The organism is Levilactobacillus sp. HBUAS70063 (assembly GCF_038374745.1).
GTDB lineage: Bacteria > Bacillota > Bacilli > Lactobacillales > Lactobacillaceae > Levilactobacillus.
Genome location: NZ_JBANSM010000003.1, coordinates 155,415 through 173,694, shown reverse-complemented (window position 1 = coordinate 173,694; position 18,280 = coordinate 155,415). Strand labels below are relative to the sequence as shown.

General features: G+C 55.8%; 17 protein-coding genes. 8 read left to right on the top strand and 9 right to left on the bottom strand.

Going from position 1 to position 18,280, the window contains the following annotated elements; translation table 11 throughout:
- Positions 1–7 precede the first annotated feature (7 nt).
- Positions 8–400, bottom strand: a complete 393-nt coding sequence (locus V8I28_RS05700; protein WP_341779163.1) for a hypothetical protein — start codon at positions 398–400, stop codon at positions 8–10.
- Complete coding sequence (locus V8I28_RS05695; RefSeq protein ID WP_341779162.1) at positions 394–894, bottom strand: hypothetical protein; 501 nt, start codon at positions 892–894, stop codon at positions 394–396. The genes V8I28_RS05700 and V8I28_RS05695 overlap by 7 nt, the downstream gene beginning before the upstream one ends.
- Before the next feature lie 249 nt (positions 895–1,143).
- On the opposite strand from V8I28_RS05695, the gene V8I28_RS05690 reads away from it, so the two are divergent.
- Positions 1,144–1,377, top strand: a complete 234-nt coding sequence (locus tag V8I28_RS05690; protein ID WP_341779161.1) for a hypothetical protein — start codon at positions 1,144–1,146, stop codon at positions 1,375–1,377.
- On the opposite strand, the gene V8I28_RS05685 is transcribed toward V8I28_RS05690, so the two are convergent.
- On the bottom strand, positions 1,374–1,970 hold the full coding sequence (locus V8I28_RS05685; protein WP_341779160.1) for a pentapeptide repeat-containing protein: 597 nt from the start codon (positions 1,968–1,970) through the stop codon (positions 1,374–1,376). The two genes, V8I28_RS05690 and V8I28_RS05685, sit on opposite strands and share 4 nt — an antisense overlap.
- A 100-nt stretch (positions 1,971–2,070) precedes the next feature.
- Positions 2,071–2,961 carry an EamA family transporter gene (locus tag V8I28_RS05680; protein ID WP_341779159.1) on the bottom strand — a complete coding sequence of 297 codons (891 nt, stop codon included), beginning with the start codon at positions 2,959–2,961 and terminating at the stop codon, positions 2,071–2,073.
- A gap of 247 nt (positions 2,962–3,208) precedes the next feature.
- On the opposite strand from V8I28_RS05680, the gene V8I28_RS05675 reads away from it, so the two are divergent.
- The gene (locus V8I28_RS05675) at positions 3,209–4,399 is read left to right on the top strand and encodes a helix-turn-helix domain-containing protein (RefSeq protein WP_341779158.1); all 1,191 of its coding nucleotides are present in this window, start codon (positions 3,209–3,211) and stop codon (positions 4,397–4,399) included.
- Between the two features lie 25 nt (positions 4,400–4,424).
- On the top strand, positions 4,425–4,859 hold the full coding sequence (locus tag V8I28_RS05670) for a GNAT family N-acetyltransferase (protein WP_341779157.1): 435 nt from the start codon (positions 4,425–4,427) through the stop codon (positions 4,857–4,859).
- A 232-nt stretch (positions 4,860–5,091) separates the two neighbouring features.
- On the opposite strand, the gene V8I28_RS05665 is transcribed toward V8I28_RS05670, so the two are convergent.
- A complete protein-coding gene (locus V8I28_RS05665; RefSeq protein ID WP_341779156.1) occupies positions 5,092–5,343 on the bottom strand; it encodes a CsbD family protein in 252 nt (83 codons plus the stop codon).
- 198 nt (positions 5,344–5,541) lie between these two features.
- Positions 5,542–6,465 (bottom strand): ribokinase, encoded by a 924-nt coding sequence (gene rbsK / locus V8I28_RS05660; RefSeq protein WP_341779155.1) that lies wholly within the window; start codon positions 6,463–6,465, stop codon positions 5,542–5,544.
- A 252-nt stretch (positions 6,466–6,717) separates the two neighbouring features.
- On the opposite strand from rbsK, the gene V8I28_RS05655 reads away from it, so the two are divergent.
- The gene (locus tag V8I28_RS05655) at positions 6,718–8,097 is read left to right on the top strand and encodes a DHA2 family efflux MFS transporter permease subunit (protein WP_341779154.1); all 1,380 of its coding nucleotides are present in this window, start codon (positions 6,718–6,720) and stop codon (positions 8,095–8,097) included.
- A gap of 556 nt (positions 8,098–8,653) precedes the next feature.
- Here V8I28_RS05655 and V8I28_RS05650 read toward each other — a convergent pair.
- Entirely contained in the window at positions 8,654–9,070 is a 417-nt protein-coding gene (locus V8I28_RS05650) for a MerR family transcriptional regulator (RefSeq protein WP_341779153.1), read from the bottom strand.
- A 93-nt stretch (positions 9,071–9,163) separates the two neighbouring features.
- Between V8I28_RS05650 and V8I28_RS05645 the strand changes: the two genes are divergently transcribed.
- Positions 9,164–10,141: an aldo/keto reductase gene (locus V8I28_RS05645; protein WP_341779152.1), complete on the top strand. Its 978-nt coding sequence runs from the start codon at positions 9,164–9,166 to the stop codon at positions 10,139–10,141.
- A 72-nt stretch (positions 10,142–10,213) separates the two neighbouring features.
- On the opposite strand, the gene V8I28_RS05640 is transcribed toward V8I28_RS05645, so the two are convergent.
- Entirely contained in the window at positions 10,214–11,077 is an 864-nt protein-coding gene (locus V8I28_RS05640) for a helix-turn-helix domain-containing protein (protein WP_341779151.1), read from the bottom strand.
- Positions 11,078–11,307: 230 nt separating this feature from the next.
- Here V8I28_RS05640 and V8I28_RS05635 point away from each other — a divergent pair, with 230 nt between their 5' ends.
- Together V8I28_RS05635 and yaaA are read left to right on the top strand one after the other, a co-directional pair.
- Positions 11,308–12,858 carry a glycoside hydrolase family 30 protein gene (locus V8I28_RS05635; RefSeq protein ID WP_341779150.1) on the top strand — a complete coding sequence of 517 codons (1,551 nt, stop codon included), beginning with the start codon at positions 11,308–11,310 and terminating at the stop codon, positions 12,856–12,858.
- A gap of 344 nt (positions 12,859–13,202) precedes the next feature.
- Positions 13,203–13,949, top strand: coding sequence for a peroxide stress protein YaaA (gene yaaA, locus V8I28_RS05630; protein ID WP_341779149.1), 747 nt, complete (start codon positions 13,203–13,205; stop codon positions 13,947–13,949).
- A 255-nt stretch (positions 13,950–14,204) separates the two neighbouring features.
- On the opposite strand, the gene V8I28_RS05625 is transcribed toward yaaA, so the two are convergent.
- Positions 14,205–14,786, bottom strand: a complete 582-nt coding sequence (locus V8I28_RS05625) for a TetR/AcrR family transcriptional regulator (RefSeq protein ID WP_341779148.1) — start codon at positions 14,784–14,786, stop codon at positions 14,205–14,207.
- A 158-nt stretch (positions 14,787–14,944) separates the two neighbouring features.
- Here V8I28_RS05625 and V8I28_RS05620 point away from each other — a divergent pair, with 158 nt between their 5' ends.
- Positions 14,945–17,719, top strand: coding sequence for a YhgE/Pip domain-containing protein (locus tag V8I28_RS05620; RefSeq protein ID WP_341779147.1), 2,775 nt, complete (start codon positions 14,945–14,947; stop codon positions 17,717–17,719).
- The last annotated feature ends 561 nt before the right edge of the window (positions 17,720–18,280 follow it).

Genomic DNA, 18,280 nt, shown 5'->3' with positions numbered 1-18,280 from the left:
TCCGTATTTACCCGGTCCTGCGGTAAATGTTGCGGAATCGGAGCGGAATCGTCACCGTCTGATAGTGGGTTAACAAGTGGTCGATCTGCCCCGTTAAGGCTTTAATATCCACCGATTGATTCTGAACGTGATCGTACTCCTGACTCAGCAGCCGAATGGCATTGAGAATGGTCTGAAATAACAGATAGACCGTATCCAGACTATTGTCGATGGCACTCGAACTGGGGTCAAAGCTCGCGGCCAGCCGGTTCAACTGGCGCTGAACGTATTCCCGTGACTTGTTAAACCGCAACAGCATCTTTGCGCGGTCGCTAAAGGTGGTCGAGGTCGCCAGGGCCTGTAGTCGTGGGCCCTGATCGAGCAACTGGGTAAATGCCGGAATCGCCTTATCCTTCAACATTTCCTGCAGACTCTCGGCGGCCGCCCCACCGTGGTTAAACCCAGGTCATTGGCCAACTCGCTCAGGTCGTCATCGAGCTTGTGCATCCCCTTCATGACGTCATTGTACGCCGACACCATGTTCTGAAAGTCATTGTATAACCGGGTATCCGTCGCCGTTAATTCCGGGACCGAGAGCTTTGCTACCAACCGACAATATTCGTTAATTCGCGTAATGTTGGCGGTCACCGTGTTATCGGCATCCACCACTTTTTGCATGGCCGACAGGTATTCAATCCCACTACTCGTAATTTTATAAACGTACGATTGCTGGGTGTGGTACCCGCCACTCTTCATCTGAACCCGCACCTTACGCGGTGACACCTCAATTAATTTCGCCTGGTCGCCGAGAACCTCCAGGATGCGCTTCAACACGTCATCCTTAAGGGGCTTTTCATCCGTATCCAGATAGTCCCCGTTGTAGCGCTTCGCTAAATACCCTAGCGTGATCGGCACCCCACCGGTCGCGCTGTCGTGGTATAAAATGGTCAGGATGTGCCAGCCCGCCAGCCGGTGGTCGCGACCAAGCCCCAGGTTACTGGCTAATAATAAATTTTCAAGTGGCGTTTCCAGCGTGACAGCGATGGTGGCCGCCTCCTTTTAAAGATAGTCTGCTCTCAGCATACGGGACGGGGAAAACCGCGTCCACTGAATAAATGCTCAACGGTCAAAAAAGCCTGCATTTTCTGCTAAAACTGCCCGCACTTGCGCTCGCCCACTAACCCTGTTATTCTCGACACAATCAAGGAGGTCCTCACCATCAACGAAAAAGTCATCAAGACCATTCTGGCCATCATCATTCTCGGGGCGACCGCCAGCATCTGCCTGGGCCACTGGGGGACTCGCGCGGAGGCACGCGCCGTGGCCGCTGCCCCAACGGCCGTCATAGCCAGCCAAAAGCGCGCGACGACCGGTACCCCGTCGCAACTCTCTTTTTAATCCTGAATATCCAATCCCAGTGCCGCCGCAAAGGTCACGGCCTGTAAGGGGTCAATCTTACAGCCCCGGACTAGTCCCGGGGTAAAAGCGAGCGCCTCAATCTGACAACTGCGTAAATCGACCAATTTCAACCGACTTTCCGTCAAATCGGCGCGGGTCAGATCGCAACGGTTGAAATTGAGCAATCGTTTAACCGTCACCGCTTGAAAGCTGGCTTCTAGCAACCGGGTGGCGGTCATCGTCACCCCGGTGAGAACGGCCTCGGCAAAGTTGGCGTAGTCCGCCCGCGAGTCGACGATGGTCGTGTCCTTGAGCCGTGCTGCGGTGAAGTCGCTGCCCAGAAGCTGACAAGCGTTGAACGCGCAACGATATAGATAGCTTTGCTGGAATTGGCAATTGAGAAATTGACATCCTCGAAAGGTGCAGTCCAGCCACTCGCTGGTCTTGAAGTCCGTCTGCTGGAAGCGACACTTGTCAAAAGCTACCTCCTCAATCCGAATGTCTTGATTGGAATAGGTCAACTCGCAATCCACGTATTGGTTTCCCGCCGTCACGGCGTCTAATGCTAAGGTTTTTCCGGTAATGGTGGCCATTTGCCCATCTCCTCGACTTTGATAGCCCTAGAATACCATAAAAAGAAGCCACACCGCGGGCAATTCCGTGGCGTGACTTCCGTTGTTTCACATGAAACAATTAGCGTAATTGATTCTGTCGCCGCATCCCCCACACATTCGGGAGAATCACGGCGCCAATGATGACAAGGACCCCCACAATCTGGAGCCAGTCCACGCGTTCACCCAAGACCAGAAAGGCAATCGTGATGGACGCCGGCAATTCCAGCGAGGAAAGAATCGGCCCAATGCCCAGGTCCAGATACTGCATGAAGATTGAGTAGGCGACCAGTGGGAAGACCATGGAGAAGATGGCAATCCAAAAGGCCCATTTAAGCGTGTCAAACGTCACCGGTGCCGAGACAATCTGCGGTCCCCAAACCACCGAAATCAGAAGAAACGCCCCGACACACAACAGCCACGTCTTGCTCAGCGGGTCCAAGTTATTCCCGAGCATCGCGGTAAATTGAATCGTGCAGGCGTACGCACAGGCCGCCAAGAAGGCTAGAAACAGCCCCCATAACGACAGCGGCTGCGTAATCGGAAAGAGGCCCGCCGCCAGGACCGTGCCAATCAGGACCAACACGATGCTGATGACCTGCAGCCGCGAGGGCCGGCGTTTATGAATCAGACTCCCGAGCAAGACCGATAGCCAAACCGCCTGCATCAACATGACCGCGGCGGCCGCAACCGGAATTAATTTCAACGATTGAATATAGAAGGTATTGGTAAAACCAGAGGCCGTGCCCGCGGCCATCACCGCCAAGAGCTGTTTCCAATTCGTATGCTGATACCGTAGCCAACGCCGCCGCGCAATGTGAATCACGCCGAGAATCACCACGGCGCTCAGAAACGACCAGAACAACAGCGGTCCGTTGACCACACCCTCACTCCGGGCAATCTTCATCAGTGTGGCTGGCACGCCAAAACTAATCGCGCCCAACGCCACAAAGAATGGTGCTAACTTTCGCAAAAACAGTCACCCCGTTCAATAAATTTCACCTCTTCATTATACGCCTCCTAAACTGCGGTTGCCTGCCCACATTTTTATGACGTGACTTCATTGGGCGGAAACCACCGGTAAAACCTGCCCACCGCTCCCGATCGGCCCCTAGCATTTCCTGGCCGCCTACGGTATAACTAATGTAGCGCTTACATTTGCACCTATTTTGAATAAATATCTAATTTTTGAATTTCTATCTTGAAAGTGAGGGACTGGCTTGGACTTAGAAACGCGCTATCTGGCGGCCATCAACGTGCCCGCCGTCATCTTTAAAACCTTTCGGCACCAGCCCGAGGTCGTCTTCAAACAGGGAAAACTGCTGACGGCCGCCTACGCCGCAATTCTTCAGGAGATTCCGCATCCCGCCGCGACCCTAACCGTCTTCCGCCACAGCCAAAATCTCTTCTCCGTCTGCCTGATTCACGCCGAATATACCGACATTCTGGGCCCGATTCTCCTGACCGACGTGACCAGTCGGCGCCCCAACAGTACGGACGCCCGCACGATTTACTTGCCTCAGGTGTTGAGTACCTACTCGATTCCGCGGCAACAGTGCGTTGACCAGCTCTTGGTGTTGGCCCAATTGCGCCACCTTCCGCTCGACGAGGCCGCTATCACGGCGGCCTTCGACCAGGCTATTCCCTCCGATCAGTTCAACGACAAGCTGATTCTGGTGAACTTTGAAGACGAGGGCGCCCATGTCAGCTACGCCTACGAGAAGGCGTTGAAGACCGCCGTCGAACTGGGAAAACCCTCGATGGTTCACGATGCCTTTGTCGGACTGGTGAATTCCGGGCGTATCGGGATTCTCGCGGACGGCAGTAACCTCCGGAATATCAAGAATTGGGGGATCATCAGCACCTCGGTTACCCTGCGCGCGGCCATTCACGCCGGGATGGACTTCGATCAAGCCTATTCGCTCAACGACCATTACGTGCGGACGCTGGAGACGCTGACCACCTACGACGACGTGATGAGTGGCATCGAAACCATGATTAAAGACATGGCACAGCGGGTCCACCAACTCAAGGCCGTCCACCTCTCCGCACCGGTGCGGCGGGCCTACCAGATTATCATGAATGGCCCCGAGACGACCGTCACCGTCGTCCAGTTGGCCAACCAGTTGGGGCTTTCCCCGCACTATCTGTCCACCCTATTTCACCGCGAAATCGGCGTGACGATCTCGCGGTTCAAGTTGCTCGTGAAGATTAACCGGGCGATCGAGATTCTCCAGACCACCAACCTTCCGCTCTCGGAAATTGCGGCCATTCTAAACTTCGCCGACCAGGCCCACCTCACGCGTGAATTCAAACGTTTCGTTGGCGTGCCGCCCAACAAGGCCCGCAACAATCCTCATCTCACGGACGACTGGCACCTGTACAACTTTACAAGTATCAATGTCGGCTAATTATTAATAATAGGAGAATTGCCTAATGATTACTAAAGTCACCACCCTCACCGCCACGCAACGTCACCGGATCATGACCATTTGGCTTCAGGGAAATCTAGATGCCCACCCCTTCGTCGACCCCCAATACTGGCACGAGATGGCTCCCACTGTGGCGTCACAACTGGACACGGCCACGCTGTACCTCGCTACCACGTCACAACAAATCACCGGTTTCGCGGGACTCAACGGTCAGGACATCGCCGGTATCTTCGTGGCCCGTGACCACCGCCAGCGCGGGGTCGGTAGCGCCCTAATCACTCGGCTTCAGGCTGATTATCCCCGATTGACCCTACACGTTTATCCCCAAAATCAAGTCGCCTTGGCCTTCTACCAACGACACCACTTCGTTGCCCAGACAACAACCCGTGATGCGGCCACCGGCGTGCCTGACTTGAAGATGGTCTGGACACCATCATAAGCGTCGCGCCCCGAAAAAAGAGTGGGACAAAGGCGATTAGTCGGCGAGCATTAAGGCTGCTAACCGAACAATCTCAGGTTTGGATGGTTTGGTTAGCCGTTTTAAGCGGATCCGGCTGACTTTTGGCGCACGTCTCAGCTATGTAAAGGTGCCGCAAACAAGCCTGGGAGGTTTTGTCCCAGGCTCCGAAAAAAAGGACCGCGGAAATTTCCGCGGTCCTTTTAGCATTTACCTAATTAAACTCTGATTTCACGTCGTCGATCACGGACTTAACCTCGCCGCGACCCTCGCGTAGGTTGCCCTTCAGCTTATCGCTCACGTCGCCGGTCAGGGTACCCTTGATCTGTTGGGCCTTACCGGCAACCTGGTCCATCGCACTATCCGCACGGGACTGTAGGGCCTTAAGCTGGTCTCTATCGGCAACCACTAAGTAGGCCAGGGCCACGTTGGCCGCCAGACTAACCCCGAGTAATAAATTCTTCATGGTCACGCCCTCCTTTAATATCGGCTGAACTGTAATTACCCTTAAGTATACGAAAGCCGCCGACCGGGCGCAATCAATCTGCTCAGGCTGACGCCCCGCCCGTTTGCCCTAAAAAGCGCTTGGAACAAAACCGGCCTGTCCTTAAATAGCCGAAACTTCCGCCAAACGGCAGTTGGTTTCGCTTAAACCCAATCTCACTCAACTTGGCTGGTACAGCGCCGCGACTTCTTTGGCCGTGGGATAGGACTTCTGCGTCCCCCGTCGTGTGACCGTGATGGCGGCGTATTCGTTGGCGTGGCGCAACGCCTGCGGTACCGTGTCGCCCTGCGCGAAGTAATGGGCAAACGACCCGATGAAGGCGTCGCCAGCCCCGGTGGTGTCGACGGCTTCGACCTTCACGGCGTCAATTAACTGACTGGTCGTGGCGCTGACCCACAACACACCGCGCGACCCAATCGTGACCAGGACGTTCTTCACGCCCATATCGACTAAGCGCTGGGCGGCCCGCGAAATTTCATCCATCGATTCCGTCGGGAGCCCCGTCAAGGTTGCTAGCTCGGTTTCGTTGGGCGAGAAGAAGTCCACTTGCCGGACGTGTTCCAGGTCTAGCTCGCTGTTGGCCGGTGCGGGATTCAACAGCACCGGCACGCCATACTGGTTGGCCAAGTCGATGGCATGATAGTTAGTCGCCAACGGAACTTCCTGTTGGAGAACAATTAATTTTGTATTCTGAATTAAATCGAGATGGGTATCCAAAACGGCCGGCGTGAGTTCGTTATTGGCCCCCTTGATGATGAGGATGCGGTTATCGGCGGTCGGATCGACAAAGATGGGGGCCGCCCCACTACTCTTGTGACCCACGCCAACACCCGTCACATCAATGTTAGCGGCTTTGAAATTGGCCAATTGTTGTTCGCCAAAGCTATCGTCCCCGACCATCGAGATGAAGCTGACCCGCGACCCCAGGTGTGCGGCGGCCACAGCCTGATTGGCCCCTTTGCCCCCGAAACCCATCGAAAAGTCTTCGGCCTCCACGGTTTCACCCGCCACGGGCATGCGGTTGATATAGGTCGTCAGATCAATCATGTTGGATCCAATTACTAATACGTCACTTTTTTTCATACCTGGACACCTCTTTACGTTCTAAACTAACACAATTCGCCCTTTATGTAAACGCTTACAATTAAATTCACAAAAGCGTAAATGGTATGAATAAGTGACTAATTTGACCATTAGCCGACAATCCTCCGGGGATAACGGCGAGTTGGTCGCGATCTCACCAACACTTAGCTGCCTAGACCGATTGACTAACTTTCCTATTATCAGTATCATTGGATAAGTTGTGCAATTTAATAGAGAAGAGAAGGCCATTTAATGTCTAAACAAATCAAGCAATCGTTATTCATCATGGTATTTGGCACTTTCTTCGGTATCCTGTGTTCGACCCTCATGAACGTTGCGTTACCCACGTTTATGACCGTCTTTCACGTCAATTCATCCACCGTCCAGTGGATTAGCAACGGCTACATGCTGGTCAGCGCGATGATGATTCCCGTGAGTGCCTACCTGATTAAAAAGTTCACGTTTCGCCGGCTGTTTATCCTGTTCACCACCATCTTTCTGGTCGGCACGGTGCTCGGCAGCTTGGCGCAGAGCTTCTGGGTCCTAATCCTTGGCCGCATGATTCAGGCGACCGGGTCGGGCGTGATGATGCCGCTGGTCAACATCCTCGCCATTCGCTACGCCGCCCCCACCAAGAAGGGCGCCGTCATGGGGATTGTCGGTCTCGCCTTTAATTTTTCACCGATCATCGGACCGACCCTATCCGGAGTGATTCTCACGTACTTTTCGTGGCGGTACCTCTTCATTCTCGTGGCGCCCTTCATCCTGTTGGACTTGATTTTGGCGTACTTCTTTCTGCCGAGCGTCCCGACCAACGAGACGCCCACGCTGGACCGCCTCGGCCTGTTTCTGGTGAGTTTCGGGGCGCTGGGGCTCCTCTGGAGTTTCTCAAACGTCGGCCAATACGCACTGACGTCGCCGTTCGTGGTGGTGCCCTTGATTTTCGGTCTGATTCTGACCACCCTGTTCATCCGGCAACAACTACATAGCCCCAATCCCTTGATTAATCCCAAGATTTTCAAGAGCGGGCAATTTACCACCGCCACCAGCCTCAACGCCCTCATCGTGGCGACCATGTACGGAAACACGATTCTACTGCCCCTCTTGATTCAGTCCATCATGCATCAGAGCCCCATCATATCGGGGATTGCCCTGTTGCCCGGCGCCTGTCTGACCGGCGTGATGTCGCCCATCAGCGGGCGGTTGTACGACCGCTATCCAGTCCGGGTGATTGTGACCACCGGCTTGCTGATTGATTGCTTCGGGACCATCATGCAGGCCTTCATCGACGTCAACGCCTCGGTGGTCATGTTGACGATTGGCCAAACGATTCGTCAGCTCGGCCTGGTCTTGATTCTCATCCCCATCCAGACGCACGCCCTGACCCATCTACCCAACCGGCTCGTTGCCGATGGGGTCGCTACTTTCAACACGCTACGTCAGATTTCCGGGTCGTTTGGGACCGCGATCATTATCGCGACGATTAACCTGGCGACGAAATCTTTCCACGCCCAACCCAACGCCCCGCAAATCGGGATTCAGGCCGGCTTCACCATGTGTCTGGTCTTCCTCATCATCGCGCTGGGCGTGTCAATTAAATTAATGACGATCCGCGGCGCTCAAGAAGGTTGACTTCCCACGAGCCCCGTGCGATACTAGCTGATGGTGCCAAACCAAGGTGAGGGAAAGCGATCGGTGCGCAAGCATTCCGAAGGTCGCCGCACCCCACCACAGCAGTCCCGAGTAGAACGCGGGGCTGCTTTTTTTGTATAAGAGCGTGAGTGAGGGCGGTTAGCCCCTGAGCATTAACGTCGATAAGTGCCCGCTCGGTGGAACCGAGCCGGTGCTTATCGGGGTTAAGCGGAGGGGGCTGCCCGAGGGAACGCGTTTCAGAGGCCGCAAGTTTCCCAAATAGATTGGCGAGAGCAAATCCAACGACCCAAACCAACCTAAACATTAGCAACATACACCGGACAGGAGTCACTTAGCTTTCTAAGCGCAGGGACCTGCCGGGGCGAACACGTTTCAAAGGCCGCAGGTTTTCCAAGTCTACTGGCGAGAACAAGTCTAACGCTCCAAGCCAATCTACATCCTAACCGCTATGCCGGACAGGGGCGACTTACTTTTCTAAGCGGAAGAACCCGGCTCGCCAAACCTATTTCAACCTATAAATTCCCCCGAGCCGCCCCTACTGCTCATCCCCAGGCTTATAATCCGCCCAATCCGGTCGGGGCGCTCCTGTAGCCTCCGCCTCCTTGATGGCCGAGTAAAAGGCCACCTTCTGGGTGATGTGCCGGTGATACTTTTCCAATTGTGCCAACTGCCGCGCAACGCTGACCTCGTGTTCATTCAAAACCGCCAAAATATTATCTAGGTCGGGGCCGGTTTCCTGATAGCTCAGCAGCGTCTGTAGCTCACTCATACTCATTCCGGAATTTTTAAAACACACGATGCTATTTAATTTTTCTAGATTTGCTTCATTATAAACACGGTGATTGTTCCGCTTGCGGACCCCCGGAATCAGGCCCAGGCGTTCGTAATACCGTAGCGTCGAGGGCGCCAAATGATACTGCTTAGATACTTCAGAAATCGTCAATTCAGTCATGTTCGATCAGTCCAATCTTATAATAAAATACTTTACTTGAAGCGCGCTTCAAGTGCTATGCTAAATATAAATCAGAAGGGCAGGTTAACCACTATGGAATTTAGAAAATTGGGGAAAACTGGATTTAACATCAGCGAGGTTTCCCTCGGCACTTGGCAACTGGGCGGTAAATGGGGCGCACCCTTTGACGAAAAAGATGCGCTCGACACCCTAGAAGCCGCCTACGATCACGGCGTTAACTTCTTCGACACCGCCGATGGCTACCAGGACGGCATGAGTGAAAAGGTCGTGGGCCAATTCATCAAGCGGCACCCCGACGTCCACTACTCCACCAAGGTGGGGCGTAAGGAAATGCCGCTGACGATGGACCATTTCAGCCCGAAGGCGATCAGACGCTACGTTGAGGAATCTCTGCAAAACATGCAGGTCGATTCACTCGACCAAGTCTTACTGCACTGTCCGCCAATGGCCATCTACTACCAACCCGAAACGTTCAAAACCTTAGATGATCTCAAAAAGGAAGGCAAGATTGCCAACTACGGCGTCAGCGTTGAACGGGTCGAAGAAGCCATCAAGGCGCTGGACTACGACATCTCTAGTGTTGAAATCATCTTCAACATGTTCCGGCTACGGCCAGCCAAGTTGTTCTTCAAGCTGGCTCAACAAGCCAACGTGGGTATCTTAGCGCGGGTCCCACTGGCTAGTGGCCTGTTGACCGGGAAATTCACCGCCGACACCCACTTCGATCCCGCCGACCACCGGATGAACAACCGCGATGGTCAACACTTCAGTAAGGGGGAGACCTTCTCCGGGGTCGACTACCTCACCGGCGTCAAGGCGGCTCAGGAACTCAAGGAACGCCTCGGCACCGACAATCTGGCCGATACCGCGCTTCGGTACATTCTGATGTTTGATACCGTTTCGGCCGTCATCCCGGGGGCCAGCAACCCAACACAAATCGAGCGGAACACGCACGCCGCCGAATTGCAGCCGTTGACCGCCGACCAGATGGCCATTGTCACCGACGTTTACGATAAGTACATTAAAGATCCAATTGAATATATGTGGTAGGACCTTACCGAGCAGTTGGCTTCCGCCGGCTGCTTTTTATTTGCCCGCAATGTTTCACATGAAACACTGACCCTACCCCAGGTAATCCGCGGACTGCCGCTCCCGCCGCTGGGTCTTGCGAAAGGCGCTGGGCGTCATCCCCGACCACTTCTTGAATTGCTTACTGAAGCTGGCCTGACTGCTAAAGTGCATTCGTAGGGCAATGTCTTCGATGGAGTTTTCGCCAATTTCCAGTAGCACCTTCGCTCGGCTGAATTGTCGCTCGTTGGCGTAACCGCTGGGGGTAATACCGTAGACGCGTTTAAAAATTCGGTGACCGTACGTGGTGCTGACGTTCAGGTCGGCACAGACCGCCTGGAAGGTACGTCGTAGCCCGTCATCGCGAAAGAGCCCACTCGCCAGCTTCTGCGCCAAAACCACCTCGCGTTCCGGATACTCCTGGGAGGTCGTCACCACCGGTTGGGCCTGGGACCAGGCCGTCAGGAGCTCCAAAAAACTGATCTCCACTCGAAACTTACGGGCCATCCCCCGAACGGAACTTTCTTCCAGCGTGATGAGCGACTGGGTGAAGCGGTGGGCCGCTTGACTGACTGCCGAATCCGCGGGGGCCACCACGTTTCCTAAGTTCTTGATGAGCTGCGTCTTGAGTTCCAGATCGCCCACGTTAAAGTGAAAACAGAAGAACTGGAGGCGGTCACCACTAAAATTGAAACTTTCGTGCGGCGTCTCCGGCGTGATCAGGATGGCCTCACCCGCCTTAATCACCCGTCGCCGCGGTCCCATAAACATCGTCACACTCCCCTGAATGACCGTGATGAGCTCGAACAATTGGTGTTGCTCGCGCGGATAGTGCCAGCTGGGAAAGTTTCGCTGGAAGTGCCCCGCGTACAGGTAAATGTTGGACTCAATCGTCTGAAATAAGTATTGTTGTGCCACCCGGTTCGTCCCCCTCTCGTCCAAAAGTCTCTATCTTCAGATTACCATGCTCCGCCTACCCGCACAATCGCTTTTAGTTTCCATTTGGACAAATTCAGGGTAGTGATCGCCATGGACGATTTTCGTGTAAGCGGTTACGATTAAGGTGTACCCGGACGGAAATACTGGCATTTTTACCAGTTATTTCTCCCATTTATACGATCATCAAATCTGATTGGAGGAGTTTATTGATGAGAAAATTTAACCATGAGTTTTGGACCACCACTTCCGGTGATTTAGCACAGCGGCGGACCCCGTTGGCCACCCCGGATTATCAAAGTGACATTGCGGATGCAAAGAAGGTCATCATCGACCCAACCGACAAGCACCAAGACTGGAAGGGCGTCGGCGCCGCGATTACCGACTCCGCAGCGCACCTGCTGTGGCAGGACATGTCGGCCAAGCAACGCCATGACCTGTTGACCGAACTCTTCGATCCCGAGCAAGGTGGCTTCTCCAGCGTGCGGGTTCCCCTGGGCTCGTGCGACTTCCAGAGTCAGGAATATTACACCTACGACGACATGCCTTACGGCGAACACGATAATAAGTTAGAACACTTTTCCATTGGGGAGGGGGAACCCGGCGCGCCGGATGCCACCAAGGACCTCAAGAACATCGTGCCCGTGCTACAGGAAATCCTGCAGATTAACCCGGCCCTAAAGATCATCGCCTCACCCTGGTCCGGTCCGGCCTGGATGAAGAACACCGGCCATCTGACCCACGGCGGTCACCTGCGTTTCGGCGAATTCACCGGCAACGGCTACACCGAGGAGAACCGTTTCGAATACATCTACGCCCAATACTTCATTCGCTACATCGAAGCCTATCGCAAGCTGGGCATCCCGATCTACGGGTTGACCATTCAAAACGAACCGTCCAACGCCGCCCACTGGCCAGCCATGATCTGGACGATTCCGCAACTGGCTAGCTTTGGGTATAAATACCTTCGACCGGCGCTAAACCGCTCGTTCCCCGATACCAAACTGTACCTCTTGGACGACAGCTTCCACGCGCTGACCAAGCCGATCGAAGAAGAAGTGACCCCCGCTCAGGCTGCCGCCTTTGACGGGCTAGCCGTCCACACTTATTCCGGTCCCTTTGAGAATCTCTACAACGCCAACCGAACCTACGCCAACTGGGACGTGGTCATGACCGAACGGCGCTGCATGATGAACGACTCGCCGGAAGAGGCCGCTCACATCATGTTCGGTGTGATTGGCAACTGGCTGGTCCACAATGGGCTGAGCATGATTACGCTCTGGAACCTGGCTTTGGACGAACGGGGCTTGCCAAACGCCGCGGATTCCACCGGTCGTGAAGGGGTCGTCACCATCGACCACACCACCGGGAAGGTGCAACGAAATCTGGAATACTTCATGTTGCGCAACTTCGGTCAGGACGTCCCAACCGGCGCCAAGGTGATTGGCTCCACCAACTACACCAAGGACGGCTACACCGGCAGTCTCGGTTCCGTGGCCTTCCTCGGAGCCAACGGCGACATCACCGCGCACCTCTACAATCCAACGGCCACGCCAATCAAGGCAGCCGTTACGATTGACGGCAACGGCAACCACTGGCAGGTTGCCACGGTTCCGGCCTTTGGGACCGTCACCCTGCACAAGTCCGACGAAGCCATCAACACCTCGACTATTCCCGCCGATGACGACTTCGCGCTGAACCCGACGCCGGCCAACCACGACGACGTGGCTCCCGGCCAGAATGCGGGAAGCCAACTCGAATAATTGACGCGTTTTGTACCGATTGAGCCTGGGGCACCGCTGCCTCGGGCTTTTTGTTTGTCGACTAAAGGTTGAAAGACCGAAATCAACGAAAACTAAGGTCATGTGGTGTTAATCCTAGTCGTTTACAGCTTCGTCGTGGAAAGCGGCCGCCTTACCGTTCGCCAAGGGTTGGATCGCGGTGGGCGGGCCGAGAGCCGCAGGAGATCCCCCACAACGCCAAAATCCCTGGCAGGTGCCGGCGACCAGCCCAATCGAAGCTGCTGGCACCCCCTTTTCAACGCCTTTTTCGGCAAAAGTATGCTACGCTTAATGTCTAAACCCTGTGAAAGAAGGCGACGTTTGCCATGAAAATCATCATTGCCCCCGCCAAAAAGATGGTCGTTGATCCGGACACCTTCGCCTGCGAGCACACGCCCCAATATCTGGACGCGACTCGCCAGATTCTCGCCCGACTTCGGCAACTCGACTACGCACAGGCTAAGGCCCTCTGGCGCTGTAGCGATAAACTCGCGCAACCCAACTATGATTGGCTCCAGAAGCTTGAGTTGACGCGATCCGTGACACCCGCGCTTCTAGCTTTTAGCGGCATTCAATATCAGTACATGGCCCCCGACCTGTTCACCGCGCCCGCTCTGGACTACGTACGCGCCAACCTGCGGATTCTCTCCGGCTTCTACGGCATCCTACGACCCTTTGACGGCATCGTGCCCTACCGCTTGGAAATGCAGTCGCGACTGGCCGTGGGATCAACTCCAAACCTTTACGCCTTCTGGGGCGATCGGCTCTACCGCGCCCTGACACCCACGCCAGAACCGATCATCAACCTGGCCTCGCAAGAATACGCCAAGACAATCACGCCTTATCTCGCGCAAAATCAGCCCTTCGTGACCGTCATTTTCGGCAGTCTGGTCGCCGGGAAATTGAAGGTCAAGGCCACGCTGGCCAAGATGGCCCGAGGAGAAATGGTGCGTTTCCTAGCCGAGCATCAAGTCCAACGCATCAGCGATGTGGCTAGCTTCGACCATCCCGACTGGGCGTACGCGCCGGCACGGTCCACGGCCAACGAACTGGTCTTCATTTACCAGAAATAATCGCGCCGGTAACTTTGAGACGACCTCCTCAATTTAAGAAGACGAACGAGCCTGGGACAAAAATTCCCAGGCTCGTTTCGCTTCACCTTTACATAGCTGAAACGTGCGCCAAAAGGCAGCCGATTCCGCTTAAACCTGATAACCAAACAATCCAAGCCCGGGATTATTCGGTTATCAGCCTTAATGCTCGCCGGCCAATCACCTTTTGTCCCACTCTCGTTTTTTAATCCCATTTTTCAGCGGGTCACCCGTCATTCACGTCGTCCGCACGGTCGCTAGAAAGCCCCGCCAACCGCGTAAATTCAAGACCCGTAGCCGCGCCTGAAACTCGGCCAGCGAAAGGTCGAGTTGCCCGGTGATGTACAGGCGAAACAGGGTCAACGTGCTGTCGATGAGGAAGTTCACACCAATCTTGGCGTCCATTTCACTCAGGTGGTAGTCGGCCTGAAACCGGTCGATGAGTCCCGCGGCCACCCGATACTTCACCCGACGCGACAGGAAACTGTAGTCATCGGACGTCAGGACAAACGTATAAAACGTGGGGGCTTCCTCGAAAAAGGCTCCCAGCCGATCCGACCACACCCCCGAATTGTCCAGCGGGTCGTGATCGGTGGGCGCCTCCAGTAGCAGGCCCAGCAATTGATCGGCAATCTCCGCCGTGAAGCTATCGGCTAGGTCATCGATCGACTCAAAGTGCAGGTAAAAGGTCTTGCGGTTAATATTGGCCTCGTCGGTTAGCTGTTGGACGGTAATTTCACGAAATCGATATTGTTGGGCCAACTTACGAAAAGCCTGGCGTAGCGCCTGTCTGGTTCGAATCACGCGGCGATCTGTCATCTAATCCCCCCAGTTAAACCCCAGATGTGGCGAAAATGCGGCTTAATCCCCAAACTGCTTTTTTCTGTTGTGGACGGTCCTCGCCCAAGTGATTATTCTTTAGCCACACATGAGGTTTATTTTGGCCTCAGGATACCATAACCAAGGGGGAATCGCCGATGATTCGAGCTGAATGGCACTATTTAATTAAGCACAAACTCTTACTCATTGTTCTAGCGGTGATCATGTTGATTCCATCAATCTACGCCGTTACTTTTCTAAAATCCATGTGGGACCCGTACGGCAAGCTAAACGACCTGCCCATCGCCGTGGTCAATCGGGATCGTCCCGTGACCTATCACGGCAAGCGGCTGGCGGCCGGACAAAACCTGGCCACGACGCTCAAACATTCGTCGGCCATGAAGTTCACGCCGGTGGCCCGGGAGCGTACCGCTCAAACCGGGCTCCGGACGGGCAAGTACTATATGGTGCTGACCATCCCCCAGAACTTCTCCCACAACGCCACGACGCTGATGCAAACCACGCCCCACCAGATGGTTCTGCACTACCAGACCAGCGCCGGGCATAGTTTCATCGCTGCCAAATTAACGGCGCAGGCGGCGAAATCGGCGGCCCAGTCCGTCAGCAACGCGGTGACCAAGAGCTACGCCCAGACCCTCTTTACGACCGTCAAACAACTTGGCGACGGCGTGACCAAGGCCGGACACAGCAATCAGCAACTCGCCACGGGCAGTCAACGTCTCACCGCCGCCGACCAAAAGATTGGCCGCGGGCTGAACACCCTCGCCGCCAGCACGGTGAAACTCACCAACGGCGAGAACACGATCACTTCGAAGCTCAGTCAGTTCGTGACGGGCGTTCAACAGGCCCAATCCGGGAGCCAACAGCTCAGTAGCGGTCTCAATCAACTGGCAACTAAGACCGGACAGCTCGCTACCGGTGGTCAACAACTCGCTACGGGGAGCCAGCAACTGAGCACTGGCGTGACGACTTACACGCAGGCGGCCGACCAACTCGCCCATGCCGCCGATCAACTAGCCACGGGGAGTCAAGCCGCCGCGACCGGGACCAAGCGGGTTGTGACCGGGGTATCTCAAACGCAGCGAGGCACCGAGGCCCTCAGCCATAACCTCACGCGCCTGGCGACCAGCACCCACACCCTAAAGGACCGGACCGCCACCCTAGCTAGCGGTGGGCAGCAACTCACCACCGGCTATGCCCAGTTGGCCACCGGTAGCGCCGCGCTGACCACGGGCCTGCAGAAGATGCAAGCCGGCTTGAAGACCTCGCAGAGCCAACAGACGGCGATCAAGCGCGCCGTATCCCAGTTAGCCGCCTACAAATCAGCAACCACCGCCGTCAAGGGCGATGCTAGCAAGCTTCAGACGGCCTTGACGACCCTGGACAGTACCAGCACCCGCCAAAATAAGACGTTACAAGAAAAGCTTGCCGCCACGGCCGATGCCCAGGGCCTAACCGCAACGCAGAAGGCCGCCGTGCTCAAGACTGCCAGCGACAACGCGCCGAGTGCACACGAACTTGCCGCTACCCAGGCGGCCGCCAAGCAACTCAGCCGTGATTTGACTAGCCTGAATAACACCAGTGCGGCCACCACCACGCTACAGACCACGCTCACCCAGACGGCAGCCGCTCAAGGTGACCTCGCCAGCGGCATTGCCACACTTGCCACCCGTTCGGTCACGCTCACGAGCGGACTCCAACGGGCCAATCACCAGTTGACCCAGCTCACCAGCGGGGTGACGACGCTTAGCGACCAACTGCCTAGCCTGACAAACGCCACCACTCGGCTCGCACAGGGGGCCAATCAATTGGCCAGTGGGACCCGACAACTCACCACTAAGGACGCGACGCTGAGCCGGGGCACGACCCAACTCGCCACCGGCAACGCCCAACTAGCGGCCGGGACGCAGCGGCTGGCCGCCAAGGGGCCGTCTTTGACTCAGGGCGCCGACAGCCTCAATACGGGGATCACGACCGTTAACCAGCGGCTACCGCAACTCACGAACGGCGTCGGTCACTTAGCCACCGGCGCGACAACGCTGACCAGCGGCCTCAACACGCTCGCGACCGCTGGACCACAACTGACCACGGCCGCCCAAACGGCTACGACTGGAACCCATCAGGTCGCTACCGGCGCCAACCAACTGGCTAGTGGGGCTAATCAGGCCACCACGGGGGCAACGCAGGTCCACGCCGGTAACGCGAAGCTGGCCCACGCCTTGGATTCCGCCGGCAAACAAGCCACAGTGCACCCGTCCCAACTGACCTATAAGCAATTCGCCCAACCCACCACGACCGCGCACACCGATACGGACGATGCCCATAACAACGACACGGGGATGGCACCCTACATGATGTCGGTTTCCCTGTTCGTCGGTGCTCTGGCCTTTAATCTGATGTTTGACATGTACACGCCCCGGAAGTACCCGCGCAGTGGCTGGGGCTGGTGGTTGGGTAAATCGTCCATCATGACCGCCTTTGTCACCGGCGAGGCCCTCTTCATGACTGGCCTGCTGGCGTCAATCGATGGGCTCGCTCCCGTGCATCCGTGGGCGACTTTCCTGATGATCTGGATTACCGGCGGGACGTTTATGAGTATCGTCTACTGGCTCAACCTGGTCTTGGGTAAGCCCGGGTCCTTCTTCAGCATGGTTCTCCTGGTGCTACAACTGGGCGGTTCGGCCGGCACGTATCCGTTGCAGCTCACCAACGGCTTCTTCCGAGCGATTCACCCGTGGTTGCCGATGAGCTACGCGGTCGACGGATTGCGCGAAACGTTGATGATTGGGGATTCGGCCTTTCCCGACATGGCCATACTCCTACTCATCACCACCGCGTTCTCCGGTATGGGTGTACTCTTCTACGCTCGCCGGCACGGCCGGATTAGCGAGCTGGAGATTACCGAGGATTAAGCCGTGTCGCACCCGTCAAAATCTAGCGTTTCACTAGAGTCTGGGACAATCCCAGGCTCTTTTGCGTCACCTTTACCTAGCTGAGACGTGCGCCAAACCGCAGTCGACTCCGCTTAAAGTAGAATAAACGCTCTGATTCCCGGAACGGCAGTGTTCTGTCCACTAAAATTGGTGAAATCAGAGCCTACGCCTGCCAGGGGTTCCGCCTGCTATGGGGGACACCTTCAGCCTGAGAAACGGGCTTCCGGTTCGCTCGGAAGCCTTGCCCAGCCCGCAAGTCTCCCAAGTCGCCCCACGCTGTAAGCTGAGAAGCCCCCTCAGCTAACACCGTCGACACAGCTGGCTCCACCCCTGGCGATCTCCGGCAGGCCGGTTTTTGTCAGCAACGGTTGAGTTAGCCACTCGGTTAGTTGTTACGTCGGGTTAAGCCGCTGGTTGCTGGCCAGCGCTCTCGCAGCCGTGAGTGAGCCAAATATGGGTTCAGCCGTGGGAGTTCCCTTAGTGGCGGGTTTGGCCGGTTAGGGAACTGGCGTCTTTGAGACGTGGACTATCGGCTCAAAG